This window comes from Micromonospora thermarum, assembly GCF_012034245.1.
Classification (GTDB): Bacteria; Actinomycetota; Actinomycetes; order Mycobacteriales; family Micromonosporaceae; genus Micromonospora; species Micromonospora thermarum.
The window spans coordinates 146,583-169,791 of sequence record NZ_JAATEO010000010.1; the positions used below are offsets into that span (position 1 = coordinate 146,583).

A 23,209-nucleotide genomic window follows, 5' to 3' on the forward strand; every position below is an offset into this window, starting at 1 on the left:
GCAACATCTCTCACAGCAGCTGCCGCCACCCGAACCATGCCTCCCACTGTCACGCCAGGGCGTCCCAAGCTATCACCCGGATCTACCGGGCCGGCCGCACCGCCGGAGCGGCGGTGCGGCCGGATTCCTGTTTACCCGCTCAGCCGGCGGAGGCCGCCGGCTCGGTCACCGGTCCCACCTGGACCGTGCTCCCGTCCGCGGCCGAGCGCAGCAGGGCGGCGGCCACCTGGACGGTACGCAGACCCTGCCGGAGGGTCACGATGTCGCTCTCCTTGCCCTCGACAGCGTCCCGGAACCGCTCGTGCTCGACCAGCAGCGGCTCGCGCTTCGGGATGGCGTACCGGACCATGTCGCCCTCGGCGACGCCGCGGAAGGCGCGCAGCGCCTCCCACTCGGTGTCGATGGCGGCGTTGGCGTAGAAGGTCAGGTCCGCGGTGAGGGTGTCGGCGACGAAGCAGCCCTTGTCACCGGTGATCACGGTGGACCGCTCCTTGAGCGGGCTCAGCCAGTTGACCAGGTGGTTGACCATCGTGCCGTCGGCGAGCTGGCCGACGACGGCCACCATGTCCTCGTGCAGCCGCCCGCTGCGGGAGACGGTACGGGCCGACACCGACGTGTACTCCTGGCCGGTCACCCAGCTGGTCAGGTCGATGTCGTGGGTGGCGAGATCCATGACCACGCCCACGTCGGCGATGCGGTGCGGGAACGGGCCCTGGCGGCGGGTCACCACCTGGAAGACCTCGCCCAGCTCGCCGGCCTCCAGGCGGAGCCGCAGGTTCTGCAGGGCGGGGTTGTAGCGCTCGATGTGGCCGACGCCAGCCACCAGGCCGGCGGCCTCGAACGCCTCGACGACGCGGGTGGCCGCCTCCACCGACTGGGCGAGCGGCTTCTCGATGAGCGCGCAGACCCCGGCGGACGCCAGCCGGAGGCCGACCTGCTCGTGCAGGGCCGTCGGGCAGGCCACGACGGCGTAGTCGACGCCGAGCTTGAGGAGGTCCTCCAGGTCGGGCACGACCGGCGCGCGGAGCGTGCCGGTGGTGTCGCCGGCCGGGTCGACGATGCCGACCAGTTCGACCCCGTCCAGGCCGGACAGGATGCGGGCGTGGTTGCGGCCCATCGCGCCGAGGCCGATCAGGCCGGCGCGCAGCTTGCGACGCTCACTCATCGGGCACCACCGGCCAGGTTCGCGCCGTCGGCGATCCGCTCCAGGTCGGCCTGGCTCAGCGACGGGTGGACCGGCAGCGAGACCACCTCGGCGGCGGCCCGCTCGGTCTCCGGCAGGTCCCACGGACCGGGCGTGCCGTCCTGGGTCAGGTACGGGATGAGCCGGTGGATCGGGGTCGGGTAGTAGACGGCGTTGCCGATGCCCAGCTCGGTCAGGCGCTTCTGGGCGGCGTCGCGGTCACCCCGGACCCGGACCGTGTACTGGTGGTAGACGTGCACCGCACCGTCGGCGACCGGCGGGGTCACCATGCCGGTGATCTTCGAGTCGAGGAACTTGGCGTTCGCCTGGCGCTGCGCCGTCCAGTCCGGCAGCTGGCGCAGCTGCACGCGGCCGATCGCCGCCGCCACGTCGGTCATCCGCATGTTGGCGCCGACGATCTCGTTCGCGTACCGCTTCTCCATGCCCTGGTTGCGCAGCAGGCGCAGGGTGCGGGCCAGCCCGGCGTCGCCGGTGGTGATCATGCCGCCCTCGAGGGAGTGCATGTTCTTGGTCGGGTAGAAGCTGAAGCAGCCGGCGGTGCCGAAGGCGCCCACGGGCTTGCCGTGCAGGCTGGCGCCGTGCGCCTGGGCCGCGTCCTCGACCACGGCGAGGCCGTGCCGCTCGGCGATCGCCATGATCTTGTCCATGGCGGCGGGGTGGCCGTACAGGTGCACCGGCATGATCGCGACCGTGCGGGGGGTGACGGCCGCGGCCACCGCCTCCGGGTCGACGCAGAAGCTGCCGGGCTCGATGTCGACGAAGACCGGCTCCGCACCGACGAGCCGGACGGCGTTCGCGCTCGCGGCGAAGGAGAACGAGGGGACGATGATCTCGTCACCCGGGCCGAAGCCGAGCGCCATCAGGGTGAGCTGAAGCGCCGAGGTACCGGAGTTGACCGCGACACAGCGGCGGCCCGAGACCAGCTCGCCGAACTCCTCCTCGAACGCCGCCACCTCGGGGCCCTGCACGACGAGGCCGCTGCGCAGCACCCGCACGGCCGCCTCGATCTCGGCTTCGCCGATGACCGGCTTCGCCGGTGGGATGAAATCTCCGTTCAGCCCAGTCATGGGCTTCCTCCTGTCGACAGGGAGTCCCTTCGGGACGCGATGCTAACTGGTGCAGATGTGACCAGGACGGGCGGTAGGTGATGGGTCATGAGCCGCCGGAATCAGCCATCGGTACCACGCCGGACAGACGAACGTCCGGCTCGTCGGGCACGGACGGCAGGCATGCTACCTCCAGGGCGGCGGCGACGGCCGCCGCCAGTCTGGGCAGGTCCTCGACGGCGAGGGGAGCGCGGGCGACGGCCAGCCGCCAGTAGAGCGGCCCGACGATGAGGTCGACCGCGACGTCCACGTCGGTGTCCGGCCCCAGCTCGCCGCGGGCGATCGCCCGGCCGATCAACTGGCCCCCGATGTCGCGCTGGTTGCTCCGCAGCGCGCCCTGGAGGGTCTGCGCGATCTGCGGGTTGCGGGCCGCCTCGGCGAGCAGGTCGGGGATGATCTGCGCGGCGAGGGGATGGCCCAGGGCCCGGGTCATGATCAGGAACAGCATCTCCAGGTCGCCCCGGAGGTCGCCGGTGTCCGGCAGCGGGAACCGCTGCCCCGCCGCCGCGGACACGATCTCCAGTACCAGCTCCAGCTTCGACCGCCACCTGCGGTAGACGGCGGTCTTGCTGACGCCGGCCCGCCGGGCCACCGCCTCGATGGAGAGCCGGCCGTACCCGACCGCGGCGAGTTCCTGCATGACAGCACGGCGGATCGCCGTGGTGATCTCCCCACGGAGCACCGCCGCACCCGCCGGAGCACGCCTCTTCTCGGTCGTCACGTGGGACAATGTACCGCAGCGACGGTACGGTTGCGTCCCGACGTGTTTTCGACTACGTTCCACGCCAGCGACGGAGCCTGAGGCCCCCGAGCGGCCCACGCTCTCTGCCGTCGAGCACCTCCTCAAGATCGGAGCGCCCAACCATGGCCAACACGGCGGTGGCCGACGCCGATTCAGGACTGACCCGGGCACAGCTCGCCGCCCGGTACGGCCTGAGCGTCGCCGGCGCAAGGCCCACCCTGGCTGCCTACGTCCGGCAGCTGTGGGCCTACCGGCACTTCATCTCGGCGTACGCGCACGCCAAGGTGACCGCGTCCTTCAGTCAGGCCCGGCTGGGCCAGCTGTGGCAGGTGCTGACACCGCTGACGAACGCCGCGGTCTACTTCCTGATCTTCGGCGTCATCCTGAACACCAGCGGCGAGGTCGAGAACTTCATCGCCTACCTGTGCGTCGGGCTCTTCGTCTTCACCTTCACCCAGAGCGTCGCCCTCGGCGGCGTGCAGGCGATCACCAGCCACCTCGGCCTGATCCGGGCGCTGCACTTCCCCCGGGCCGCGCTGCCCTTCGCGATCACCCTCACCCAGTTCCGGCACCTGGTGACGGCGATCGTCGTGCTGGTCGCCATCGTGCTGGTCACCGGCGAGCCGATCACCCTGGAGTGGCTGCTGGTCCTCCCGGCGATGCTGCTCCAGACGGTCTTCAACGTCGGGCTCGCGCTGGCGCTGGCCCGAGCGGGCTCGAAGATGACCGACCTCAAGCAGGTCATGCCGTTCGTGATGCGCACCTGGATGTACGGGTCCGGTGTCCTCTACAGCGTCCAGAACTTCGCCAAGCACCTGCCCACCTGGGCCGCGACCCTGGTCGAGCTGAACCCGCTGCTGATCTACATCGAGCTGTTCCGGCACGCGCTCATGGAGAACGCCCCGCTGACCTCGGCGGCGCCGCGGTTGTGGCTCCTCGCCACGGTCTGGGCCCTCCTCGTCGGCATCGGCGGCTTTGTCTACTTCTGGCGCGGCGAGAAGGAGTACGGACGTGGCTGACCTCAACGCGATGCCCGCGGACGCGACCACCACGGCCGTCGGCGAGCGGATCCCCACCGTGATCGTGGACGACGTGCACCTGATCTACCGGGTCTACGGCGCCAGCAGCGGTGCGGCCGCCTCCCCGGTCGCCGCCCTCAAGCGGATCGTCACCCGCGAGAAGTCGCGCCCGACGCTGCGCGAGGTGCACGCGGTCAAGGGCGTCAGCTTCACCGCGTACCGGGGCGAGGCGATCGGACTGATCGGCAGCAACGGCTCCGGCAAGTCCACCCTGCTGCGGGCCGTCGCCGGCCTGATGCCCGCCACCCGGGGGGCGATCTACACGCAGGGCCAGCCGTCGCTGCTCGGCGTGAACGCGGCGCTGCTCGGCGACCTGTCCGGCGAGCGCAACGTGACGCTGGGCTGCCTGGCCATGGGGATGACCCCCGAGCAGGTCCGCAAGGTCGCCCCGGAGATCATCGACTTCTCCGGGATCAACGAGCGCGGCGACTTCGCCTCCCTGCCGATGCGGACCTACTCGTCCGGCATGCAGGCCCGGCTGCGCTTCTCCATCTCGGCCGCCAAGAAGCACGACGTCCTGCTCATCGACGAGGCCCTCGCGACCGGTGACACCCGGTTCCGCCGCCGCAGCGAGCAGCGGATCCGCCAGCTACGCGCCGACGCGGGTACGGTCTTCCTGGTCAGCCACTCCATCGGCACCATCCGGGACACCTGCGAGCGGTCGATCTGGCTGGAGTCGGGCGTGATCCGGATGGACGGGCCCACCGACGAGGTGACCAAGGCCTACGAGGACTACATGGCCCGCCGGTGACGGCACGGCCGGCGGGCGTCCGGACACCGCGTACGCGCGGGTGTCGGGCGCCCGCCGTCCCGTCCGGCAGGCAGCACCTTCATGAAGATCAGTGAGGATCGGCGATGACGCAGGACGGCACCCCCACCCCGGCCGCCACGACACCCTGGCGACCCACCCGGACCGTGGCGGTGATCCTGGCCGGCGGCACCGGCACGCGGCTCGGCCTGGGCATCCCCAAGCAGTTGCTCAAGGTCGCGGGCAAGCCCATCATCGAGCACACCCTCGCGGTCTTCGAGGCCGCGCCCGAGATCGACGAGATCGTCGTCCTGATGGCCGCCGGGCACGTCCCCGACGCCGAGCGGATCGTGCAGCGGGCCGGCTTCCGCAAGGTCACGAGGATCGTCGAGGGCGGTGACACCCGCAACGCCACCACCCGCCTCGCGTTGGACGTGATCGGCCCCGACGACTGCAACATCCTGTTCCACGACGCGGTGCGCCCGCTGGTCAGCGGCCGGATCATCCGCGAGTGCGTGAACGCGCTCTGGACGTACTCCGCCGTCGACGTCGCCATCCCGTCGGCGGACACGATCATCCAGGTCGACGACGACGAGTGCATCACCGACATCCCCGTCCGCTCCCGGCTGCGCCGGGGCCAGACCCCCCAGGCGTTCCGCTCCGGCACCATCCGCGAGGCGTACCGGCGGGCCGAGGGCGACCCGGACTTCGCCGCGACCGACGACTGCGGTGTGGTGCTGCGCTACCTGCCCGGCACGCCGATCAAGGTGATCGACGGCGCGGACGAGAACATCAAGGTCACCCACCCGGTCGACGTGCACCTGGCGGACAAGCTCTTCCAGCTCGCCGCCGCGAAGGCGCACCGGCTGGCCGACCACCGCGGCTACACCGAGGAGCTGACCGGCCGCACGATCGTGGTGTTCGGCGGGAGCTACGGCATCGGGCAGGAGCTGACCGACCTGGCCCGGCGCTTCGGCGCCCGGGTCTTCCCGTTCAGCCGCTCGGCCACCGGCACCCACGTCGAGCGCGCCGAGGACGTGGAGGCGGCCCTGAAGACCGCCTTCGACGCCACCGGCCGGATCGACCACGTGGTGGTCACCGCCGGGCTGCTGGAGAAGGGCGCGCTCGCCGAGATGGACGCCGCCACCATGGACCGGCTACTCCAGGTCAACTTCGTCGGGCCGGTGACGGTCGCCCGGGCGGCCCTGCCGTACCTGCGGCAGACCCGCGGCCAGCTGCTGCTGTACACCTCCAGCTCGTACACCCGCGGCCGGGCCCGGTACGCGCTGTACTCGGCCACCAAGGCCGCCCTGGTCAACCTCACCCAGGCGCTCGCCGACGAGTGGGCGGAGGACGGCGTACGGGTCAACTGCGTGAACCCGGAGCGGACCGCGACCCCGATGCGGACGCGGGCGTTCGGCGCGGAACCGGCGCACACGCTGCTCTCGGCGGACGCGGTGGCCCGGGCGTCGCTGGACGTGCTGCTGTCCGGGCTCACCGGTCAGGTGATCGACGTACGCCGCTCCGGCGACGAGGCCGCGGAGTCCGCGACCGGTCCGGAGTCGGCGACCGGCGCGGAGTCGACGGTGGTGCCGGCACAGGCCGGGCCGGAGCGCGACGAGCGCCCGGCGGACCAGGTGGGAGCGGGCCGCAATGCGTGGTGACCTCGTCCGGAAGCTGATCGCCCGGGGCCTGGCCACGGGCCTGGCGGTGCTGGCCTTCGTCGTGCTCGCGCTCACCGGCGCGACGGCGTGGGGCCTCGCGCTCGCGGTGGCCGCCCTCGCGGCGGCCGGCTGGGAGCGCCGGGTCCGGCCGCAGGCCGACGGCGTCGCCGAGACCGTCCTGCTCGCGGCGGGCATCCTGACCGCGTACGCCCGGCGTCTCGACGACGGCTTCGACCCCGCCCTGGCCGCCACCGCGCTGGTGGTGCTCGGGCTGGCCCTGCTGGTCGGCCCGCTGCGGCAGGCGGGCAACCTCCAGATCCGCGCCGCCAACCTGCCGGTGCGCGGGTGGACCCCGCTGGTCGCCGCCGAGCTGCCCGTCGCCCTGCTCGTGCTGCTCGCCCTGATCGCCGGTGCGGCCGCGGCGACCCTGCCCGCCTGGGCGGCCCTGGCCGCCGCCCTGCTCGTCGGCGGTGTCGCCGGTGCGGTCGCCCTGGACCTGGCCCGCCGGCGGTTCCGCCCGGCCGCCGGAGGCGGACCGGTCGCCCGCGCGCTGCGCCGGCACCGCCCCGAGTTCCTGCTCTACTTCTCCGCGCCGCCCGGCTCCGAGTACCAGGTCACCATGTGGCTGCCGTACCTGGAGCGGCTCGGCCGGCCGTTCCTGGTCGTGCTGCGCGAGCCGGAGTTCCTGCCGACCGTCTCGGCGGCCACCACCGCACCGGTCGTCTACTGCCCGACGCTCAGCGCGATGGACGAGGCGCTGGCGCCGAGCCTGCGGGTCGCCTTCTACGTCAACCACGGCGCGAAGAACAGCCACTGCATCCGCTACACCCAGCTCACCCACGTGCAGTTGCACCACGGCGACAGCGACAAGGCCCCGAGCGCCAACCCGGTCTCCGGCATCTTCGACCGGATCTTCGTCGCCGGCCAGGCGGCGATCGACCGGTACGCCCGCGCGGGCGTCCACATCCCCGCCGAGAAGTTCGTCGTGGTCGGCCGGCCGCAGGTGGAGGGCATCGAGGTACGCCGAGGGCGGGTGACCGCCGCGACGCCGACCGTCCTCTACACGCCGACCTGGACGGGGCACCACGCGGACACCAACTACTGCTCGCTGCCGGCGGGCGAGGCGCTGCTGCGGGGCCTGCTGGAGCGCGGCGCGACGGTGATCCTGCGGGCCCACCCGTACACCGCGCAGAACCCGGCGTCGGCTCGGCAGCTCGCGCGGCTGCACGACCTGCTCGCCGCCGACCGCGCCCGGACCGGGCGGGCGCACGTCTTCGGGGCGGCGGCCAGCCGCGAGCTGACCCTGACCGAGTGCGTGAACCGGTCCGACGCGCTGGTCTCCGACGTCTCCGGGGTCATCTCCGACTACCTCTACTCCGGCAAGCCGTACGCGGTGACGGACATGGTGGACGCGGGCGCCCGGTTCCCGGCGGAGTTCCCCCTCGCGGCGTCCGGGTACGTGCTGCGGCGCGACATGTCCAACGTGGACGACGTGCTGGACCGGCTGCTCGGTGACGACCCGCTGGCCGACACCCGCTGGGCCACGCGGACCCGATACCTGGGCGACTTCCCCGCCGAGTCGTACGCCGAGGGCTTCCTGGCCGCCGCGCGGCGCGAACTGGACGGGGGCTCGGCCGCGCCGTCCCCTCGCACCGCCGACCCCGCCACGGTGTCCCCCACGGCCTGACCCACACCGCCAGGCCGCCGTCGATCATGACGTTGGCGGGTGATTCAGAGATCAATCCACCCGTCAACCTCATGATCAACGGTGGCCTGGGGGGTGGGCGTCGGGTGCGCGCGCCGGCGCTCAGCGGTACTCGTCGACCAGGGCCAGGACGGCCGCCGGGTCCTCCACGTGGGCGTTGTGGCCGAGGTCCGGCAGCGTGGCCACGGGCACGCCGAGCTCCTTGAGCTGCGCGTCGGAGACCATCAGGTCGTGCTCGCCCCGAGCCAGCAGGACCGGCACGTCGGTCGCGGCCAGCAGGGCCGGCAGGTTCGGCTCCCCCACCCCGAACGCGACCGGGTCCATCGCCAGCCGCCAGCGGCCGTCGACCTGCCGCAGGCCCGCCTCCACCACCGGGTGGTCGGGCGCGAGCAGACCGGCCAGGCCGGAGACCCGCAGGTACCGCCGGGCGGCCTCGTCCCGGCTGGCGAACCAGGTCACCGGGCGATCCGCCAGCTCCTGCGCCTTCGCCAGTTCGGCGGGCGACCACACCGCCTTGATTCCCAGCCCGACCACGGCGTCGACCGGCAGCCCGGCCGACCGGGCGGCCAGGGCCAGCGCGACCACGCCGCCGAGCGAATGTCCGAGCAGGACGAGCCGGTCCTCGCGGGCGAGCGTGCCGGCGAGCCGGTCGGCCAGCCCGGCGAACGAGTACGACGGCAGCGGCGGGGACCAGCCGTGACCGGCCAGGTCGGGCGCCAGCCAGCGGCCGGCCCACCGGCGTTCCAGCAGCGGCGCCCAGGGCAGCCACACCTCGCCGGTCGCACCCATGCCGTGCAGCAGCACCAGGACGGGACCACGGTCACCCGATTCATCGACCATGCGCGCAGTCTGCCACCGTGGTCGTCCCCGGAGCGAGCATCCCGGCATCGCTCCGGCTCCAGCTCGCGCCCGTACGGCGGGTCTGTGTCCAGACGAAAGGTCCGCCCGGTCACCTAGACCGTGCCGGACAGGTATGCCCGCCGTCGTTGCGGTTCGAACTTCTCGATCGCGTACCGCAGCATGACCCGTGGCATGGCGCGGTGATGCCGGACCAGGAATTCCTCCGCCGCCGTCCGGTCACGGTTGCCCACCTCGCGCAGCATCCAGCCCACCGCCTTGTGCACGAGGTCGTGCGGGTCGCGCAGGAGCCGCTCACCGAGCCGGAAGGTCCAGTGGAAGTCACCGGCCTTGATGAAGGCGAACGTCGCCATGACGGCGATGCGTCGGTCCCACACCAGGCTCGACCCGGCCAACCGATCCAGGACGCTCCGGTCCTTGTCGACCAGCCAGGGACCGACGATGTAGGGCGCGGACGAGTCCACCAGGTCCCAGTTGTTGATGTGGCCGGTGTTGGCCAGGACCAGGCGGAAGATCCTCGCCCGTTCCTCCTCGTCCCCCTTGTCGAACTTCCGGACCAGGATGAGGAGCGACGTCAGCCGCTCCTCGTGCACGCCGCTGGTCAGCAGCGTCGCCGTGTCGGCCAGGGAGAGGTCGCGCCAGTAGCGGCCGGCCACCCTGCGCTGTTCCGGCACGGGTACGCCGATGGCCCGATCGCCCTCGCCGTACCCGCCCGGAAACATCTGCAGATAGCGGCTCACACCCTCGGCCCGGCTGCGGTCGGCGAGGCCGGCGAGGTCGCGACGGACATCGGCGGTGGTGGCCATGACGGTCAGGAGATCGCAGCCTTCACCAGCTCGGCGACTTTCTTCTCCACCGCGGGGCTCCACTTCTGGAGCGCGTACGACACCGGCCACATGTCGCCCTCGTCGATGTTGGCCGCGTCCTGGAAGCCCAGGGTCGAGTACCGGTAGTTGAACTTGCCCGCGTCCTGGAAGAAGACGACGATCTTGCCGTCCGCGTTCGCGTAGGCCGGCATCCCGTACCAGGTCTTCGGCGACAGCTCCGGGGCGTTGGCGGTCACCGTCACGTGCACGCGCTCGGCGAGCGCGCGATCCTCCGGCGCCATCTGCGCGATCCGGTCGAGGACCGCCTGCAGTCCGTCGGCCTTCTTGGCACCCTTCCTGCCCTCGGCGCGCAGCTCGGCGGCGCGCTCCTTCATCGCGGCGCGCTCCTCGGCGGTGAAGCCGTCGGACTCGGTCTTGACACTCTTCGCGGTCATGTCCTGGCTGCCTTTCGACGCTCCCTGCCCGGCGTGCTGCCGGGCATCTGAAGGAAGGCTAGGACCGGCGAGACCCCGGGTGCTTCTCGATTCCTGATCGAGTCGGCGGGTCGATCCACTGACACGTCCCACCCAGCCGCAGGTCGCGACAGAGAACAGCCCACCGGCCGGCCCGGGGCGCCCTACTGGCCAACGGGGCCGAAAACGGTGTGCGCCCGTCCGCCGGAATCCCAGCCGCAGTCGCCGCATCGGGCCAGCGGGTTGGCACGGTATCGTGCCAACCCTTTCGCTCCGGCATGGGCGGTCGCCACGCTGACGACGAGGACGACGACCGGGATCACGCTAGGCCGGCCATCGATCAGCAGCCACCCGCCGCTCAGGATTGCGATGGTGCCCGAGAGCAACCCGAGCAGCAACAGACCGATGGACACATGGAAGGCAACGCGCGCTCGTCGTGGCGCCAGGCGCGGCCCGAACCAGCCGCCGCCACAGTTCGGGCACGAGAACATCGACTCATGGTCGTGTGTCGTCCTATAGATCAAGTACCCGCCTACTGCCGCAACCGGGAGACCGATCGCGTGCGCGATCAGGGTGACGACCATGCCTGCCAGTTCTTCGTCGATCCAGGTCATCCCGGTACACCGACTCCGGTCTGGGTCATGGTGGCGGACGAGCCGTTCGTACCGGGCATGCGAGCAGTATCAGCCGCTCTATCAACGGCATCGTCATGTTGGTCGGCCACACGACAACACGGATGGCCTCCCGATCGGCCAGCTGTCGGCACGGTCACCCAAAGGTGCCTGGGTCTCGGAAAAGTGCCTTCTTCCCAGGCCAGAGGTGGTCTCTTACGGTTATTTAGTAACCGCAAGAGAGCGTACGAGGAGAACTCATCATGGCTGTGACACTGGTGAACCCGAGCGGGCTGCCGGAGATCGACGTGTACCGGCAGGTGTCGGTGGCGACCGGGTCGAAGATCGTCCACGTCGCCGGGCAGGTCGCCTGGGACGCGGACGGGACGACGGTCGGCGCGGGGGATCTCGCCGCGCAGGTCGAGCAGTGCTACCTCAACGTCGCCACGGCGCTTGCCGGGGTCGGGGCATCGTTCGACGACGTGGTGAAGCTGACCGTCCACGTTGTCGACTGGAAGCCGGAGAAGATGCCCATACTGCTGGACGGGATCGCCCGGGCAGCCGCGAAGCTGGGGGCCACCCCGGCCGCGCCGGCGTCGCTGTTCGGGATCGTGGCGCTGGACGTGCCCGAGCACCTGGTGGAGGTCGAGGCGACCGCCGTCCTCGACTAGGGCCCGCCCTGGGCAGCTTTGAAGCGGCGACGGGAAGCCTCGATGTGGCCCAGGTAGCGCTGGGTCCAGCCGCACATGCCGTCCACGACCCCGCGCAGGGCTTCGCCGGCCTCGGTGAGGTTGTAGTCGACGCGGGGCGGGACGGTGGGGTGCACTGTCCGCTCGACCAGGCCGTTGCGCTCCAACATGCGCAGGTTCTGGGTGAGCATCTTGTGGCTGATCCCGCCGACCTCGTCGCGCAGCTCGCTGAAGCGCATGGTGCGCTGCCCGAGGAACTCGATGATCAGAAATGCCCACTTGTTCGCGACGTCCGAGAAGATCTCACGCGCCAGCGAGTCGGCCCGGGCCAGGTCGGCGTCCGGGGGCAGCTCACTGATCTCCTTCCTTGTGCCCACCTGGTCACTCTCCAACAGTTCCCGGGTTACCGCAAGAGAGCGGGCTACCGAGCGCGGGCCCAGGCCGTGAAGCGCTCGGTCAGGTTCGCCGGCGGAGTGCCGCTGTCCAACTCGGCAAGCTGCTCGGCGGCCTCGGCCTGGAGCGTCGCCAGGTAGACCAGCAGGGCCGTCCGGTCGTCGCGGTACTCCCCGAGCAGGCGGAGCTTCGCGGGCGAGCACGGCCACGCGATCCCGCACGCCCGGCAGCGCCAGGTGGGCCGGGACGGCACATGTTCGGCTCGGCGTCGGGTCACCGGACCCTCACCGGCTCTGTCTCCGTCACGGCGTCGACCCGGACCGCCGCGTACCGCTCGCGGGGAGCGACCGACCGGTCCGGGCGGATCTCCCGGCCCTTCAGCTGGACCCAGACCGCGCCGTCGACAACCTCGCTGCTGATGACCTCCGTGATGGCCAGGGTCAGGGTTCCGGTGCCGAACTTGTAGGCGTCCTCGGGGACCCGGATCGTGCGGCCGACGCCGATCGTCACCAGCGGCCCCCGTTCGCGCGGTACTCCTGCGCCGGGGTCAAGGTCCCGGCGCGGCCCGGTTGAACGGTCGGGATCGGCCGGGTGGGCGCGAACAGGGCGGCCGGCAGGTTCGCGCCCCGGATTCGCCCGGGCAGCGGCGGCGGGATCGGCTTGCAGCGCCAGAAGCGGAGACGCACGACGGAACCTCCTTCACGGGTTGGAAGGGGCCGCCCCGGTTGCTTGTCAAGGACGGCCCCAACAGCGCGACCGGCGAGTTCGGGTCCTCTACCGGCTCGCGCCGCATCTCCTTCCACCCTGGACGGTGACCCCCTACGCTCGGAACAGTCATCACTCGGTCACGGAACGGAGCGGCCGAATCCGGGCCGGCGCGGAGCGATGTGGAGAATCGTGGAAGGGTGTGGAAGCCGTGGGAATCTCGCCGTCTGAGTACCTGCTCCGCGAGCTGAGGCGACGCCGCACGGCCGCCGGGCTGACTCAAGCGCAACTCGGCGAGCTGGTCTTCTGCTCGGACTCTCAGGTCAGCGCGATCGAGACCGGGACCAAACCGCCGACGCTGCCCTACCTGACCGCCGTCGACAAGGCGCTGAACACCGGCGGGTACTTCGCGACGCTCTGGGATGAGCTGGTCAAGGGTGACGCCGCACCGGTCTGGCTGCGCGAGTGGATACAGATCGAGCGGGAAGCGACGGCGCTGCGCTGGTACGAACACGCCTTCGTGCCAGGGCTCCTACAGACCGAGGGATACGCTCGCGCGACGTTCCGGGCAGCGCGCGTACCGGTCTCGGGGCTTGACCAGCGCGTCGCGGCGCGGATGGAGCGGCAAGCGGTCCTCGCCCGCGACCCGAGTCCGCAGCTCTTCGTAGTGATGGATGAGATGGTCGTCCGGCGGGCGTGCGGCGGCCGTGACGTGATGGCCGAGCAACTCGAACACCTGCTTACGTGCGCTGAACAGCCGCATATTCAGTTGCACATCGTGCCGTTGTCCGCTGGCATCTACTCAGGACTTGCCGGGGCGTTCATCCTGGCTGACCTGCCCGACGGCTCGCGCGCCGGCTGCGTGGACCACCAACTAAAATCGCAGACCGAAGGACAGCCCGACCCGGTTACTCGTCTGGGATTGTCGTGGGACGCGGTTCGGGGCGAAGCTCTCCCGCTCGGGCAGTCACTCGACATTCTCAAGGAAGCGGCAAAGACATGGACAAGCTGACAGGCGCTCACTGGCGGAAGTCCTCCCGCTCTTCCACCAATGGCGGCACCTGTGTCGAGGTTGCCGACAACCTTCCCGGTGTCGTGGGCGTCCGGGACTCCAAGGACCCGGCCGGTCCGGCGCTGGCCTTCTCCCCGGCCGCCTGGCGGGCCTTCGTCACGCAGGTCGCCGAGCGCGGCTGACCAACCGCAGAGACGCACGAGCGCCCGTCCCGGTACCCGGGGGCGGGCGCTTCGTCATGGCCGGGCCGCTCGCCATGTCGCCTGGACACGACGACGATCCGGGGCTTCCGCCAGCGGCGGCGGCGCGGACGACGACGGGCGCCGGCCCCCGTGGGATCCGGCGCCCGTCGCGCGAGCCGATCGGTCAGGCGGAGTAGCCGCGGGTCGAGGCCCAGGTCGCCAGGTCGATCGTGGTCATCCAGTACGACGGGACCGCCGGGCTCGCCGAGTCGGCGATCCGCACCAGGCGCCCGCCGTCCTTGTAGCCGACGACGGCGATGTAGTGGCCGCCGGGGAACGAGTGCCAGCCGCCGTCGGTGTCGGTGGCGGTTCCGGCGATGTTCACGACGACGCCGCGCCCGCCGGTGATGGCCCTGACCACGTCGGCCTGGAGCTGATCCATCTGGGCCGGCGTCGCGGTGCCCGGGATCATCCGGGTCCGGTACGGGTTTCCCTTGACGATCGAGTTGAGCACCCGGGTGGTGTCTTCGGCCGAGTCGGTACCGAACTCGTCGGCGCCCAGCGGGCCGGCGAGCTCATCCTGCGTGCGCTCGATGCCGGTGGCGCTGAGGGCGTTCCGCACGGCCGCCGGGCCGCAGTTCCAGAAGGCGGTCTGAGCCTGGTAGTCGTACTTCAGGACCTTGGACTTCGGGGGCTTGGGCGCCTTGGGCTTCTGGCTGAGGTCCGGGTCGGGGGCGGCCTTCGCGGCCGGGGACTTGGACGGAGCGGCGCTCGACGGGGCGGCGCTGGACGGGGCGGCGGCCACGGAACGGGCCTCGCCGCGCGAGGCGGCGGTGTCGCCACGAAGCTCGGCCACGGCGGCCGGGGTCTGCGCCGAGGCGGGGGCCTCCTCGGTGCCGGCGGCCATGGCGCCGGCACCGGTCGCCAGCACGAGCGCGGCGGCCGACGCGGCGGCCACCTGGTACGGACGCTCGGTGGCGAGACGACGGAGCTGACGCTTGAGGTTGTGCTTCACGGGTTCCTCCACGGACTGTCGGGGCTTGCGGCGCACCGGGCCGGCCGCGGGTAGCGGCGGGCCGGCCGCCCGGACCGGGTCCGGCGGCAGGTGGCCACGAGGGGACGAGCCCGGCGGGACCGGGCGGGGCGGTGGGTCAGCGCCCGGCGGCGAGCCGGACGGGCGCGGGCACCGCGATGCCGTGGAGGCGGCGGTGGAACCGAGGGGTGGGTTCGGGCTGCACGAGGATTGGAACTCCTTCCGACACCGCCTACCGGGTTAGCTGACGGATTCGGGCGGGAAGTACGCCCTACCACGAAGATCGCGGATTCACCCCAGGTGCACATGGGTCCCCGGTTCGCCATGCGGCGATTGAGCGGGTCGGCGCGGCGTCGCCTCTTGCGATCGGGTACCGCACCGGACGCGCCGACACTACTGGTCGGTCAAGAGCCTGCCAACCCGCTCTGAGCTGGGTAAACCTCGATCATGGCAGCAATTTTGCGGGCAGTTTCGCACTGACGTGACTCAATGGGACAGGCGGCAATTACGGCACGGTGGGTCGACAACGGGACAAGCGGCGGCTGTCCGCCGGAAAGCGACGGAGAAAATCGACCGGACTGAGAACCTTGACCGGTTCGACGTCGGCGTGACCGGGGTCACGGAAATAGCGCACGTGCGGGACGCCAGCGGGCGGCGGTTACCGGCCGGCGGGCGAACGCCGTCCGAGGCTTCGTCCGCGGGGCCGGACGCAGGCTCTCCGCCGCCCCGTACGCCTCGGCGGCGAGCGTACGGGCCGCTTCCGCGGCCACCTCGGCGTCGCGCCAGGCAGCCCGCTCGGCTGCGGCGGCGGCCCGGTAGGCGGCCAGCTTGCCGTCCCGTACGGCACGCGTCAGGACGATCTCCTGCTCGACCGGGTGCAGGCGGGCGTCCCACCCGTCCCGGTGCCCGAACACGTCGCCGAGTTGCCGGGCGGAGAGGTCACCGCGCCAGTGGGCGGCCACCGCGGCCTGGTGCAGCCACCGCTCCCGCGCCGCGTACTCGGCGGGAGTGCGCGCGGTGCGCGGGGTGGGCAGCGCGGCGGTGGCGGTGAGCCGGCGGGCGGCGGTCTCCGCCTCGTCGTACGCCTGCCAGGCCCGGTCGGCCTCCTCCTGCGCGGTGAGCCAGGCGTCCCGCCGGCGACGGGCGGTCTGGGCCGCGCCGGCCGCCGCCACCGCCACCTCCTCGGCGTACCGGCGGAGGTCGGCCGTCTCGTCCACCGGCGGCGGCTCGGCGGCGGGCTGGTCCCGTTCGGGTCGGGCGGCGAGGACGGTGAGCGTGGTCAGGGCGAGGACGAGCAACGCGGACCAGATGGCGGTCGCCCGGGGCACGTCGATGAGGAACTCGTGGAGGACGGTGTTCATATCGGCAACCTCACGGGGAACGGATCGCGACGGGGCGGCGTACGGGCGGGCCGATCGCCCAGGTGGGCGCGGACCGCCGGCGCGGCGGGGAGTGCACGGATACGGAGGCAGCGGACGGGCCGGACCGGGACTGCTCAGGCAGGGCGTCACTGGCGTCGCACGGCGGGCTGCGGCCCGGGATCGGTCAGCTGCGCGGCGGAGCCCGCGAGCCGGAACTGGCGGGGAACCGGCCGGCCAGGGATCCGCACTCGCCGGTGGCCACCGGCGTCACCCGCTCGGCGTCGCCGGGCACGACTCCGGCAGCCGGCGCGACGTCCGCTCCCGACCCGGCCGGCACGGCGTGCGACGCGGTCCCGACCGCCGGAGCGTCGAGCGCGACCCGCACCGTCGGTGGGGTGTCGGTCGCCGCTCCCCGGGTGGACAACGCGAAGCAGTCACCGGTCGCCGGCACCACCGCCACCTCGGCCTGCCCGGCCGCGTGGGCGGGGGCGGTGACGCCGACGGTGAGGCCGGCGGTCAGCGCGAGACCGGCGAGCAGCCGCGAGGCCCAGCGCGCGACCCACCACAACGGACAGGTGAGCGCGACCGGAAACACGATGCCACGCTACCGTCACGGTCGGCCGACCGCACCCGTCAGGCCGCGTGTCGCGTCGTGACGACCCGCCGGACCGGCCAGCGTGGACACGGTCAGCGGCGGTCGCCCGCGTACTCCCTCGGGTGGTCCGGCTCGGCGACCCGCGGCGACGGCACGGCCTCCGGGCCCGTCGCTCCGGACGTCGCAGGCCCCCGCCCGCCGGCGCCGGGCGCGGCCGGGCGGGGCCGGCGGGGTGGACCGAGCCGCCGCGTCAGCGGCGTCTCCACATAGCGGTGCAGCAGCGCCGCGAACACCAGGTTGACCAGGAGGAAGCCGACCACCGCGGCTGGCCCCCGCCAGCCGGGGATTCCGACGCCGTAGTGGCCGGTCAGTCGGAGCACGCTCACCATGACCAGGACGTGCACCAGGTAGAAGGCGAAGGAGACCTCCCCGAGCCACACCATCGGGCGGCTGGCCCACAGGGTCCGCCGGCCCCGGACGTCCGCGTCGGCCGCGGCCGCGATGACCAGGACGTACGCGATCGACAGCAGCGCCGCCCACAGCTCGGCCCGGATCCAGCCGCTCGCCACCACCCAGGTCACGAGGAAGAGCACGCTGGCCACGCCCAGCCGCGGGCCGCGCCATCGGCCCCGGCGCAGCAGCTCCGCGGCGGCGACGCCGAGCCAGAACTCCAGCGAGCGCACCAGCGGGAAGACCTGCGTGAACCACCAGCGGCTCTCCTCGGGCACGAGGGTCTGCGCCGGCCAGAGCGCGAGGATGAGCAGCGGCACCGCGACGACCACGGCCCACAGGGCGCCCGCCGGCATGCGGTGGATGAGCGGCAGGGCGAACGGCAGGCAGGCGTAGAAGAACAGCTCGCAGGAGAGCGACCAGCTGACCGTGTTGACGCTGTAGAAAACGCCGGGGGTCGGGTCCCAGGCCTGCACCAGCAGCAGGTTCTCCACCGCGGCGCGGGGGTGGACCGGGTCGGCGAACGCGTACGCGACCAGCAGCGCCGCCACGAACATGACGACGTGGTTCGGGTAGATCTTCGCGATGCGGCGGCGCAGGAAGGTGCGCTTCGCCTCGCCGGGGCGGGCCGACCACACCAGCACGAATCCACTGAGGATGAAGAAGAACTGCACGCCCGACAGGCCGAGGGCGAAGGCCCGGTCGACGATCCCCTTGTGGGCCGGCTCGGCGACGATGCCCATCGTCGCGGCGTGGAAGCCGAAGACCAGCAACGCCGCGATCCACCGCAGCCCGGTGAGTGACGGCAGCCGGCCGCCCGGTGCCGGTGCGGCCGGGTTCGCCGCGCGTACCGGCCGGTCGGTGGGGGTCACCTGCACAGGGGTTCTCCTTCTCGGGTCGTGGGCGGGCCCGACGGCCCGGCCCGCACCGCCCCGCGACCTTACCCGCCGGTCCGGTGACCGCCGCGCCGCACCGACCACCGGTCGTACGCCTGTTCGATGCTGCGGTAGGCTCGGGGCCGTGCCGGACGTCGCCTACCAGCCCTCGATGCTGGATCTCGCCGAGGCCGGCCCGACGCTCGGGCCGCTCGCCGGCCAGGTCACGCGGCACCAGTTCACCCGAGGCGCGTGGGTCGACCACCTGCCCGGCTGGGTGCGTGGCTCGGACCAGGTGCTCGACACCCTTCTGCACCAGGTGCCCTGGCGCGCCGAACGCCGCACCATGTACGACGCGGAGGTCGACGTCCCGCGCCTGCTCTGCTGGTACGCGGCCGGCCGGCCGCTACCCCATCCGGTGCTGACCGCCGCCCGGGAGGCGCTGACCCGGCACTACGCGCCCGAGTTGGGCGAGCCGTTCGTCACCGCCGGCATGTGCCTCTACCGGGACGGGCGCGACAGCGTCGCCTGGCACGGCGACACCATCGGCCGTGGCGCCCACACCGACACGATGGTCGCCATCGTCTCCTTCGGCTCGCCCCGGGCGCTGCTGCTGCGTCCCCGCGGCGGCGGCACCAGCCTGCGGTTCCCGCTCGGCCACGGCGACCTCGTCGTGATGGGCGGCTCCTGTCAGCGCACCTGGGAACACGCCATCCCGAAGACGGCGCGCCCGGTCGGCCCCCGGGTCAGCGTGCAGTTCCGCCCCGCCAACGTCGCCTGAGCCGGGACGAGCAGGTCCCGGTCGGCGGCGGGCGACGCTCGCCGGCGTGCTAGAAACGACGTCCAGGGTCCGATCAACCCCTTCTGACGACGACGCGAAGGGGTACGCCCATGACCAAGTCCCCCACCGAGGCGCGCTCGCGCTGGTCCCCGTGGTCGGTGCACGGTGACGGCCGGTCGGTGCGCCCCGGCGACGTGGTGCACCCCGACGAGCGGCTGTCCTGGCCGCGGACGCTCGGAGTGGGCGTGCAGCACGTGGTGGCCATGTTCGGCGCCACCTTCACCGTGCCGCTGATCACCGGTTTCCCGCCGGCCACCACGCTCTTCTTCTCCGGGCTGGGCACCCTGCTGTTCCTGCTGATCACCGGCAACCGGCTGCCGTCGTACCTCGGCTCGTCCTTCGCTTTCATCGCGCCGGTGCTGGCGGCGAAGGCCGGCGGGGACATCGGCCCGGCGCTCGGTGGCATCGTGGTCGCCGGCGCGGCGCTGGCCCTGGTCGGCGTGGTCGTGCAGGTGGCCGGCACGCGGTGGATCGACGCGCTGATGCCGCCGGTGGTGACCGGCGCGATCGTGGCGCTGATCGGTCTGAACCTCGCGCCGGTGGCCTGGGACGGCGGCGGCAGCGGCACCGGCGTCAAGGCGCAACCGCTGATCGCCGTGGTGACGCTGGTGGCGATCCTCCTCGCCACGGTGGCCTTCCGGGGCTTCCTCGCCCGGCTCTCCATCCTGCTCGGCGTCGTGGTCGGCTGGGCGCTCGCCGCCGCGCTCGGGCAACTCGACCCGAAGGCCGTCGACGGGCTGCGGGACGCGGCGTGGGTGGGCCTGCCCCAGTTCCACGCCCCGAGCTTCAGCCTGCGTGCCGTCGTGCTGGTCATCCCGGTGATCCTCGTGCTGATCGCCGAGAACGCCGGCCACGTCAAGGCCGTCGCGGCGATGACCGGTCGCAACCTCGACCGGGACATGGGCCGGGCCTTCCTGGGTGACGGCCTGGCCACCGTGCTCGCCGGGTCCGGCGGCGGCTCCGGCACCACCACGTACGCGGAGAACATCGGCGTGATGGCGGCGACCCGGGTCTACTCGACGGCCGCGTACTGGGTCGCCGGCGCGGCGGCGGTGCTGCTCGGGCTGAGCCCGAAGTTCGGCGCGCTGATCCTCACCGTGCCCGCCGGCGTGCTGGGCGGCGCCACCACCGCCCTGTACGGGCTGATCGCCATCCTGGGCGCGCGGATCTGGATCGAGAACCGCGTCGACTTCCACGACCCGGTCAACCTCATGACCGCCGCCGTCGCGGTGATCGTCGGCGCGGCCAACTACACCCTCACCACGGGCGACCTGTCCTTCAACGGCATCGCGCTGGGCACCGCCGCCGCTCTGCTGATCTACCACGGCATGCGCCTGGTCGCGCGCCTCCGCAACACCACCCCGCAAACCCGCGTAGGCCCCGAACCCGAACTCTGACCGCGCGCCGCCCCGCCCCGCTTCCGTTGATCATGAGGTTAGCGGCATGAATTGTCCGATTCCCTGCCGCTAACCTCATGATCAACGCAGAACGGCGCCCCCGGTTGGGGCGCCGTTCGTGTTCGTTGCGGGATGCGCGGTCAGTCGCGGTCGACCTGGTGGCCGACCACCGTGGGGCCGAGCATCACGGCGAAGCCGCTGCCGTCGCGGCGCGGGTCGGCCGCCGGCAGGTCCACCGGCTCGCCGTTCGCCGTCGATCCCACCGGCCGCGGGCCCACCCAGGCGACGACCACGTCGGTCTCACCCTTGAGGAAGCGCTGGGCGCGCACCCCGCCGGTCGCCCTCCCCTTCGCGGGGTACGCCGCGAACGGCGTCACCTTCACCGTGGCGCCGGTCGACGTGACCACCATCGGCTCGCCGTGCGTCGGGTCGTCCGTGCGGACCGCGCCGAAGAACACCACCCGCGCTCCCGCGGGCAGGTTGACTCCGGCCATGCCGCCGCCCTTGGGCCCCTGTGGCCGCACGAGGCTGGCCGGGAACCGCAGCAGCGACGCCTCCGACGTGACGAAGGCGAGCGCCTCGGCGCCGTCGGTCAGCCAGGTCGCCCCGACCACCTCGTCACCGTCCCGCAGGCTGATCACCTCGAACTCGTCGGACCGCACCGGCCACTCCGGCGCGCAGACCTTCACCACACCCTGCCGGGTGCCCAGCGCGAGCCCCGGTGACCCCTCGGCGGTCGGCCCGAGCGGCGCGAGGCCCACCACGGTCTCCCCCGGCTCCAGCGGCACCAGCTCGGCGGCGGACATGCCACCGCGCAGCGAGACGGTGCCGGACTGCTCGGGCAGCACCGGCAGCGGCAGCACGTCCACCTTGAAGGCGCGGCCGGCGCTGGTGACCAGGAGGACCCGGCCGCGGGCCGTGGAGTGGACGACGGCGCGTACCGCGTCGTGCTTGACCCGGCCGTGCCGCCGGCGCCCCTCGGCCGCCTCCTCCGACTCGGCCGCGGTGCGCGCGACCAGGCCGGTCGCCGACAGGATCACCTGGCACGGGTCGTCGGCGACCTCCAGCGGGCCGGCCGGCGCGGACGCGGCCAGCACCTCCTTCAGGTCCCCGTCGACCAGCGTGGTGCGGCGTGCCGTGGCGAACTGCTTCACCACCGCGGCCAGCTCGTCGGAGACGACCTTCCGCAGCACCTTCGGGTCGTCCAGGATCCGGGACAGCTCGGCGATCTCGCCGCGCAGCTTCTCCCGCTCGGCCTCCAGCTCCAGCCGGTCGTACTTCGTCAGCCGGCGCAGCGGCGTGTCGAGGATGTACGTGGCCTGGATTTCGGACAGCTTGAACTTCTGCATCAGGCCGTCCTTCGCGGCCTGCGCGTCGTCGCTGGCGCGGATCAGCTTGACCACCTTGTCGATGTCGAGCAGCGCGATCAGCAGGCCGTCGACCAGGTGCAGGCGTTCCTCACGCTTGCGCTTCCGGTACGCGCTGCGCCGCGTCACCACCTCGTACCGGTGGGACAGGAAGACCTCCAGCAGCGCCTTCAGCCCCAGCGTCTGCGGCTGCCCGTCGACCAGGACCAGGTTGTTGACGCCGAACGACTGCTCCAGCGGGGTCAGCCGGTACAGGTCGGCGAGCAGGGCCTGCGGGTTCACCCCGACCTTGCACTCGATGACCAGGCGGGTGCCGTTCTCCCGGTCGGTGAGGTCCTTGACGTCGGCGATGCCGGTGAGCCGCTTGGTCTTCGTGACCTCGTTGGTGATGGCGGCGATGACCTTCTCCGCGCCGACGCCGTACGGCAGCTCGACCACGGTGATCGCCTGCCGGCCGCGGCTGCCCTCGACCGGGCCGATCTCCACCTTGCCGCGCATCCGCACCACACCACGCCCGCTCTCGTACGCGCGGCGCACCTCGTCGAGCCCGAGCAGCAGCCCGCCGGTGGGCAGGTCGGGGCCCGGCACGAACTCCATGAGCTTGTCCAGCGTGGCGTCCGGGTGGTTGATCAGCCAGCGGGCGGCCGAGACGACCTCGCCGAGGTTGTGCGGGATCATGTTGGTCGCCATGCCCACGGCGATCCCGGACGCGCCGTTGACCAGCAGGTTCGGGAAGGCGGCCGGCAGCACGGTGGGCTGGGTCAGCGAGCCGTCGTAGTTGGGCTCCAGGTCGACCGTGTCCTCGCCGAGCTCGCCGACGAGGTGCATCGCCTCCCGGGAGAGCCGGGCCTCGGTGTAGCGGGCGGCGGCGGGGCCGTCGTCCGGGGAGCCGAAGTTGCCGTGCCCGTCGATCAGCGGCACGTTGAGCGAGAAGTCCTGCGCGAGGCGGACCATCGCGTCGTAGATCGCCGCGTCGCTGTGCGGGTGGTACTTACCCATCACGTCGCCGACCACCCGGGCCGACTTGACGTGCCCCCGGTCCGGCCGGTGGCCGGACTCGTACATCGACCAGAGGATGCGTCGGTGCACCGGCTTCAGCCCGTCCCGGGCGTCCGGCAGGGCCCGGGAGTGGATGACCGAGAACGCGTACTCCAGGTAGGAGTCGGAGACCTCGGTGACCAGCGGGTTGTCGAAGACCCGCGCGCCGGCCTGGTCGAACGCGGAGAGGTCGACCTTCGTTTCCTTGCGGCGTGCCATGACTCAGCTTTCCCCTCGGACTGTCCCGGTGATCGTGCCTGTGGTCGCGGCGTGCC

25 protein-coding genes and 1 riboswitch are annotated in these 23,209 nt (G+C 72.2%); of the genes, 9 read left to right on the forward strand and 16 right to left on the reverse strand.

The genetic code is table 11. The features are described 5' to 3' along the window. Window positions 1-139: 139 nt before the first annotated feature. From HCJ94_RS11720 to HCJ94_RS11730, 3 genes are all read right to left on the reverse strand, one after another. Window positions 140-1,165, reverse strand: coding sequence for a Gfo/Idh/MocA family protein (locus HCJ94_RS11720; RefSeq protein ID WP_168001014.1), 1,026 nt, complete (start codon window positions 1,163-1,165; stop codon window positions 140-142). Then, complete coding sequence (locus tag HCJ94_RS11725) at window positions 1,162-2,271, reverse strand: DegT/DnrJ/EryC1/StrS family aminotransferase (protein WP_168001015.1); 1,110 nt, start codon at window positions 2,269-2,271, stop codon at window positions 1,162-1,164. The genes HCJ94_RS11720 and HCJ94_RS11725 overlap by 4 nt, the downstream gene beginning before the upstream one ends. Before the next feature lie 85 nt (window positions 2,272-2,356). After that, complete coding sequence (locus HCJ94_RS11730; RefSeq protein WP_168001062.1) at window positions 2,357-2,992, reverse strand: TetR/AcrR family transcriptional regulator; 636 nt, start codon at window positions 2,990-2,992, stop codon at window positions 2,357-2,359. A gap of 182 nt (window positions 2,993-3,174) precedes the next feature. On the opposite strand from HCJ94_RS11730, the gene HCJ94_RS11735 reads away from it, so the two are divergent. From HCJ94_RS11735 to HCJ94_RS11750, 4 genes are all read left to right on the forward strand, one after another. After that, window positions 3,175-4,071, forward strand: a complete 897-nt coding sequence (locus tag HCJ94_RS11735) for an ABC transporter permease (RefSeq protein WP_168001016.1) — start codon at window positions 3,175-3,177, stop codon at window positions 4,069-4,071. A 10-nt stretch (window positions 4,072-4,081) separates the two neighbouring features. After that, window positions 4,082-4,882 carry an ABC transporter ATP-binding protein gene (locus HCJ94_RS11740; RefSeq protein WP_168001061.1) on the forward strand — a complete coding sequence of 267 codons (801 nt, stop codon included), beginning with the start codon at window positions 4,082-4,084 and terminating at the stop codon, window positions 4,880-4,882. A gap of 104 nt (window positions 4,883-4,986) precedes the next feature. Beyond that, a complete protein-coding gene (locus HCJ94_RS11745; RefSeq protein ID WP_168001017.1) occupies window positions 4,987-6,543 on the forward strand; it encodes a bifunctional cytidylyltransferase/SDR family oxidoreductase in 1,557 nt (518 codons plus the stop codon). Continuing rightward, the gene (locus tag HCJ94_RS11750) at window positions 6,533-8,230 is read left to right on the forward strand and encodes a CDP-glycerol glycerophosphotransferase family protein (protein ID WP_168001018.1); all 1,698 of its coding nucleotides are present in this window, start codon (window positions 6,533-6,535) and stop codon (window positions 8,228-8,230) included. Before HCJ94_RS11745 ends, HCJ94_RS11750 begins: the two co-directional genes overlap by 11 nt. 120 nt (window positions 8,231-8,350) lie before the next feature. On the opposite strand, the gene HCJ94_RS11755 is transcribed toward HCJ94_RS11750, so the two are convergent. The 4 genes from HCJ94_RS11755 to HCJ94_RS11770 all read right to left on the reverse strand — a co-directional run bounded on the left by HCJ94_RS11755 (window position 8,351) and on the right by HCJ94_RS11770 (window position 10,999). Continuing rightward, window positions 8,351-9,088, reverse strand: a complete 738-nt coding sequence (locus tag HCJ94_RS11755; RefSeq protein WP_168001019.1) for an alpha/beta fold hydrolase — start codon at window positions 9,086-9,088, stop codon at window positions 8,351-8,353. A gap of 113 nt (window positions 9,089-9,201) precedes the next feature. Then, window positions 9,202-9,912 (reverse strand): DNA alkylation repair protein, encoded by a 711-nt coding sequence (locus HCJ94_RS11760; RefSeq protein ID WP_168001020.1) that lies wholly within the window; start codon window positions 9,910-9,912, stop codon window positions 9,202-9,204. Between the two features lie 5 nt (window positions 9,913-9,917). Next, window positions 9,918-10,367, reverse strand: coding sequence for an iron chaperone (locus HCJ94_RS11765; protein ID WP_168001021.1), 450 nt, complete (start codon window positions 10,365-10,367; stop codon window positions 9,918-9,920). Between the two features lie 182 nt (window positions 10,368-10,549). Continuing rightward, the gene (locus HCJ94_RS11770; protein ID WP_168001022.1) at window positions 10,550-10,999 is read right to left on the reverse strand and encodes a hypothetical protein; all 450 of its coding nucleotides are present in this window, start codon (window positions 10,997-10,999) and stop codon (window positions 10,550-10,552) included. 260 nt (window positions 11,000-11,259) lie between these two features. Between HCJ94_RS11770 and HCJ94_RS11775 the strand changes: the two genes are divergently transcribed. Then, on the forward strand, window positions 11,260-11,667 hold the full coding sequence (locus HCJ94_RS11775; RefSeq protein ID WP_168001023.1) for a RidA family protein: 408 nt from the start codon (window positions 11,260-11,262) through the stop codon (window positions 11,665-11,667). Here the strand turns inward: HCJ94_RS11775 and HCJ94_RS11780 are convergent. From HCJ94_RS11780 to HCJ94_RS11795, 4 genes are read right to left on the reverse strand one after another with little or no spacing between them, the layout of a single operon-like run. Continuing rightward, complete coding sequence (locus tag HCJ94_RS11780; RefSeq protein WP_168001024.1) at window positions 11,664-12,062, reverse strand: winged helix-turn-helix transcriptional regulator; 399 nt, start codon at window positions 12,060-12,062, stop codon at window positions 11,664-11,666. The two genes, HCJ94_RS11775 and HCJ94_RS11780, sit on opposite strands and share 4 nt — an antisense overlap. A 44-nt stretch (window positions 12,063-12,106) precedes the next feature. Beyond that, window positions 12,107-12,355, reverse strand: coding sequence for a flavin reductase (locus tag HCJ94_RS11785; protein WP_168001025.1), 249 nt, complete (start codon window positions 12,353-12,355; stop codon window positions 12,107-12,109). Continuing rightward, window positions 12,352-12,588, reverse strand: a complete 237-nt coding sequence (locus HCJ94_RS11790; RefSeq protein ID WP_168001026.1) for a hypothetical protein — start codon at window positions 12,586-12,588, stop codon at window positions 12,352-12,354. Before HCJ94_RS11790 ends, HCJ94_RS11785 begins: the two co-directional genes overlap by 4 nt. Then, complete coding sequence (locus HCJ94_RS11795; protein WP_168001027.1) at window positions 12,585-12,764, reverse strand: hypothetical protein; 180 nt, start codon at window positions 12,762-12,764, stop codon at window positions 12,585-12,587. Before HCJ94_RS11795 ends, HCJ94_RS11790 begins: the two co-directional genes overlap by 4 nt. Window positions 12,765-12,985: 221 nt before the next feature. On the opposite strand from HCJ94_RS11795, the gene HCJ94_RS11800 reads away from it, so the two are divergent. Together HCJ94_RS11800 and HCJ94_RS11805 are read left to right on the forward strand one after the other, a co-directional pair. Next, window positions 12,986-13,795 carry a helix-turn-helix domain-containing protein gene (locus tag HCJ94_RS11800; protein WP_373684259.1) on the forward strand — a complete coding sequence of 270 codons (810 nt, stop codon included), beginning with the start codon at window positions 12,986-12,988 and terminating at the stop codon, window positions 13,793-13,795. Next, window positions 13,783-13,977 carry a DUF397 domain-containing protein gene (locus tag HCJ94_RS11805; protein ID WP_168001029.1) on the forward strand — a complete coding sequence of 65 codons (195 nt, stop codon included), beginning with the start codon at window positions 13,783-13,785 and terminating at the stop codon, window positions 13,975-13,977. Before HCJ94_RS11800 ends, HCJ94_RS11805 begins: the two co-directional genes overlap by 13 nt. A gap of 184 nt (window positions 13,978-14,161) precedes the next feature. Here HCJ94_RS11805 and HCJ94_RS11810 read toward each other — a convergent pair whose 3' ends face one another. The 4 genes from HCJ94_RS11810 to HCJ94_RS11825 form a co-directional block, all read right to left on the reverse strand. Continuing rightward, the gene (locus HCJ94_RS11810; RefSeq protein WP_168001030.1) at window positions 14,162-15,004 is read right to left on the reverse strand and encodes a C39 family peptidase; all 843 of its coding nucleotides are present in this window, start codon (window positions 15,002-15,004) and stop codon (window positions 14,162-14,164) included. Between the two features lie 220 nt (window positions 15,005-15,224). Beyond that, a riboswitch (cyclic di-AMP (ydaO/yuaA leader) is annotated at window positions 15,225-15,360 on the reverse strand. A 267-nt stretch (window positions 15,361-15,627) separates the two neighbouring features. Next, complete coding sequence (locus HCJ94_RS11815; protein WP_168001031.1) at window positions 15,628-16,371, reverse strand: hypothetical protein; 744 nt, start codon at window positions 16,369-16,371, stop codon at window positions 15,628-15,630. Window positions 16,372-16,555: 184 nt separating this feature from the next. After that, on the reverse strand, window positions 16,556-16,966 hold the full coding sequence (locus HCJ94_RS11820) for a hypothetical protein (RefSeq protein ID WP_168001032.1): 411 nt from the start codon (window positions 16,964-16,966) through the stop codon (window positions 16,556-16,558). 92 nt (window positions 16,967-17,058) lie between these two features. Next, window positions 17,059-18,294 carry an acyltransferase family protein gene (locus tag HCJ94_RS11825; protein WP_309227229.1) on the reverse strand — a complete coding sequence of 412 codons (1,236 nt, stop codon included), beginning with the start codon at window positions 18,292-18,294 and terminating at the stop codon, window positions 17,059-17,061. A 169-nt stretch (window positions 18,295-18,463) separates the two neighbouring features. On the opposite strand from HCJ94_RS11825, the gene HCJ94_RS11830 reads away from it, so the two are divergent. Beyond that, window positions 18,464-19,072, forward strand: coding sequence for an alpha-ketoglutarate-dependent dioxygenase AlkB (locus tag HCJ94_RS11830; RefSeq protein ID WP_168001064.1), 609 nt, complete (start codon window positions 18,464-18,466; stop codon window positions 19,070-19,072). 110 nt (window positions 19,073-19,182) lie between these two features. Beyond that, complete coding sequence (locus HCJ94_RS11835; RefSeq protein WP_168001033.1) at window positions 19,183-20,529, forward strand: uracil-xanthine permease family protein; 1,347 nt, start codon at window positions 19,183-19,185, stop codon at window positions 20,527-20,529. 140 nt (window positions 20,530-20,669) lie between these two features. Here HCJ94_RS11835 and HCJ94_RS11840 read toward each other — a convergent pair whose 3' ends face one another. Next, entirely contained in the window at window positions 20,670-23,153 is a 2,484-nt protein-coding gene (locus HCJ94_RS11840) for a DNA gyrase/topoisomerase IV subunit A (protein ID WP_168001034.1), read from the reverse strand. Window positions 23,154-23,209 lie beyond the last annotated feature (56 nt).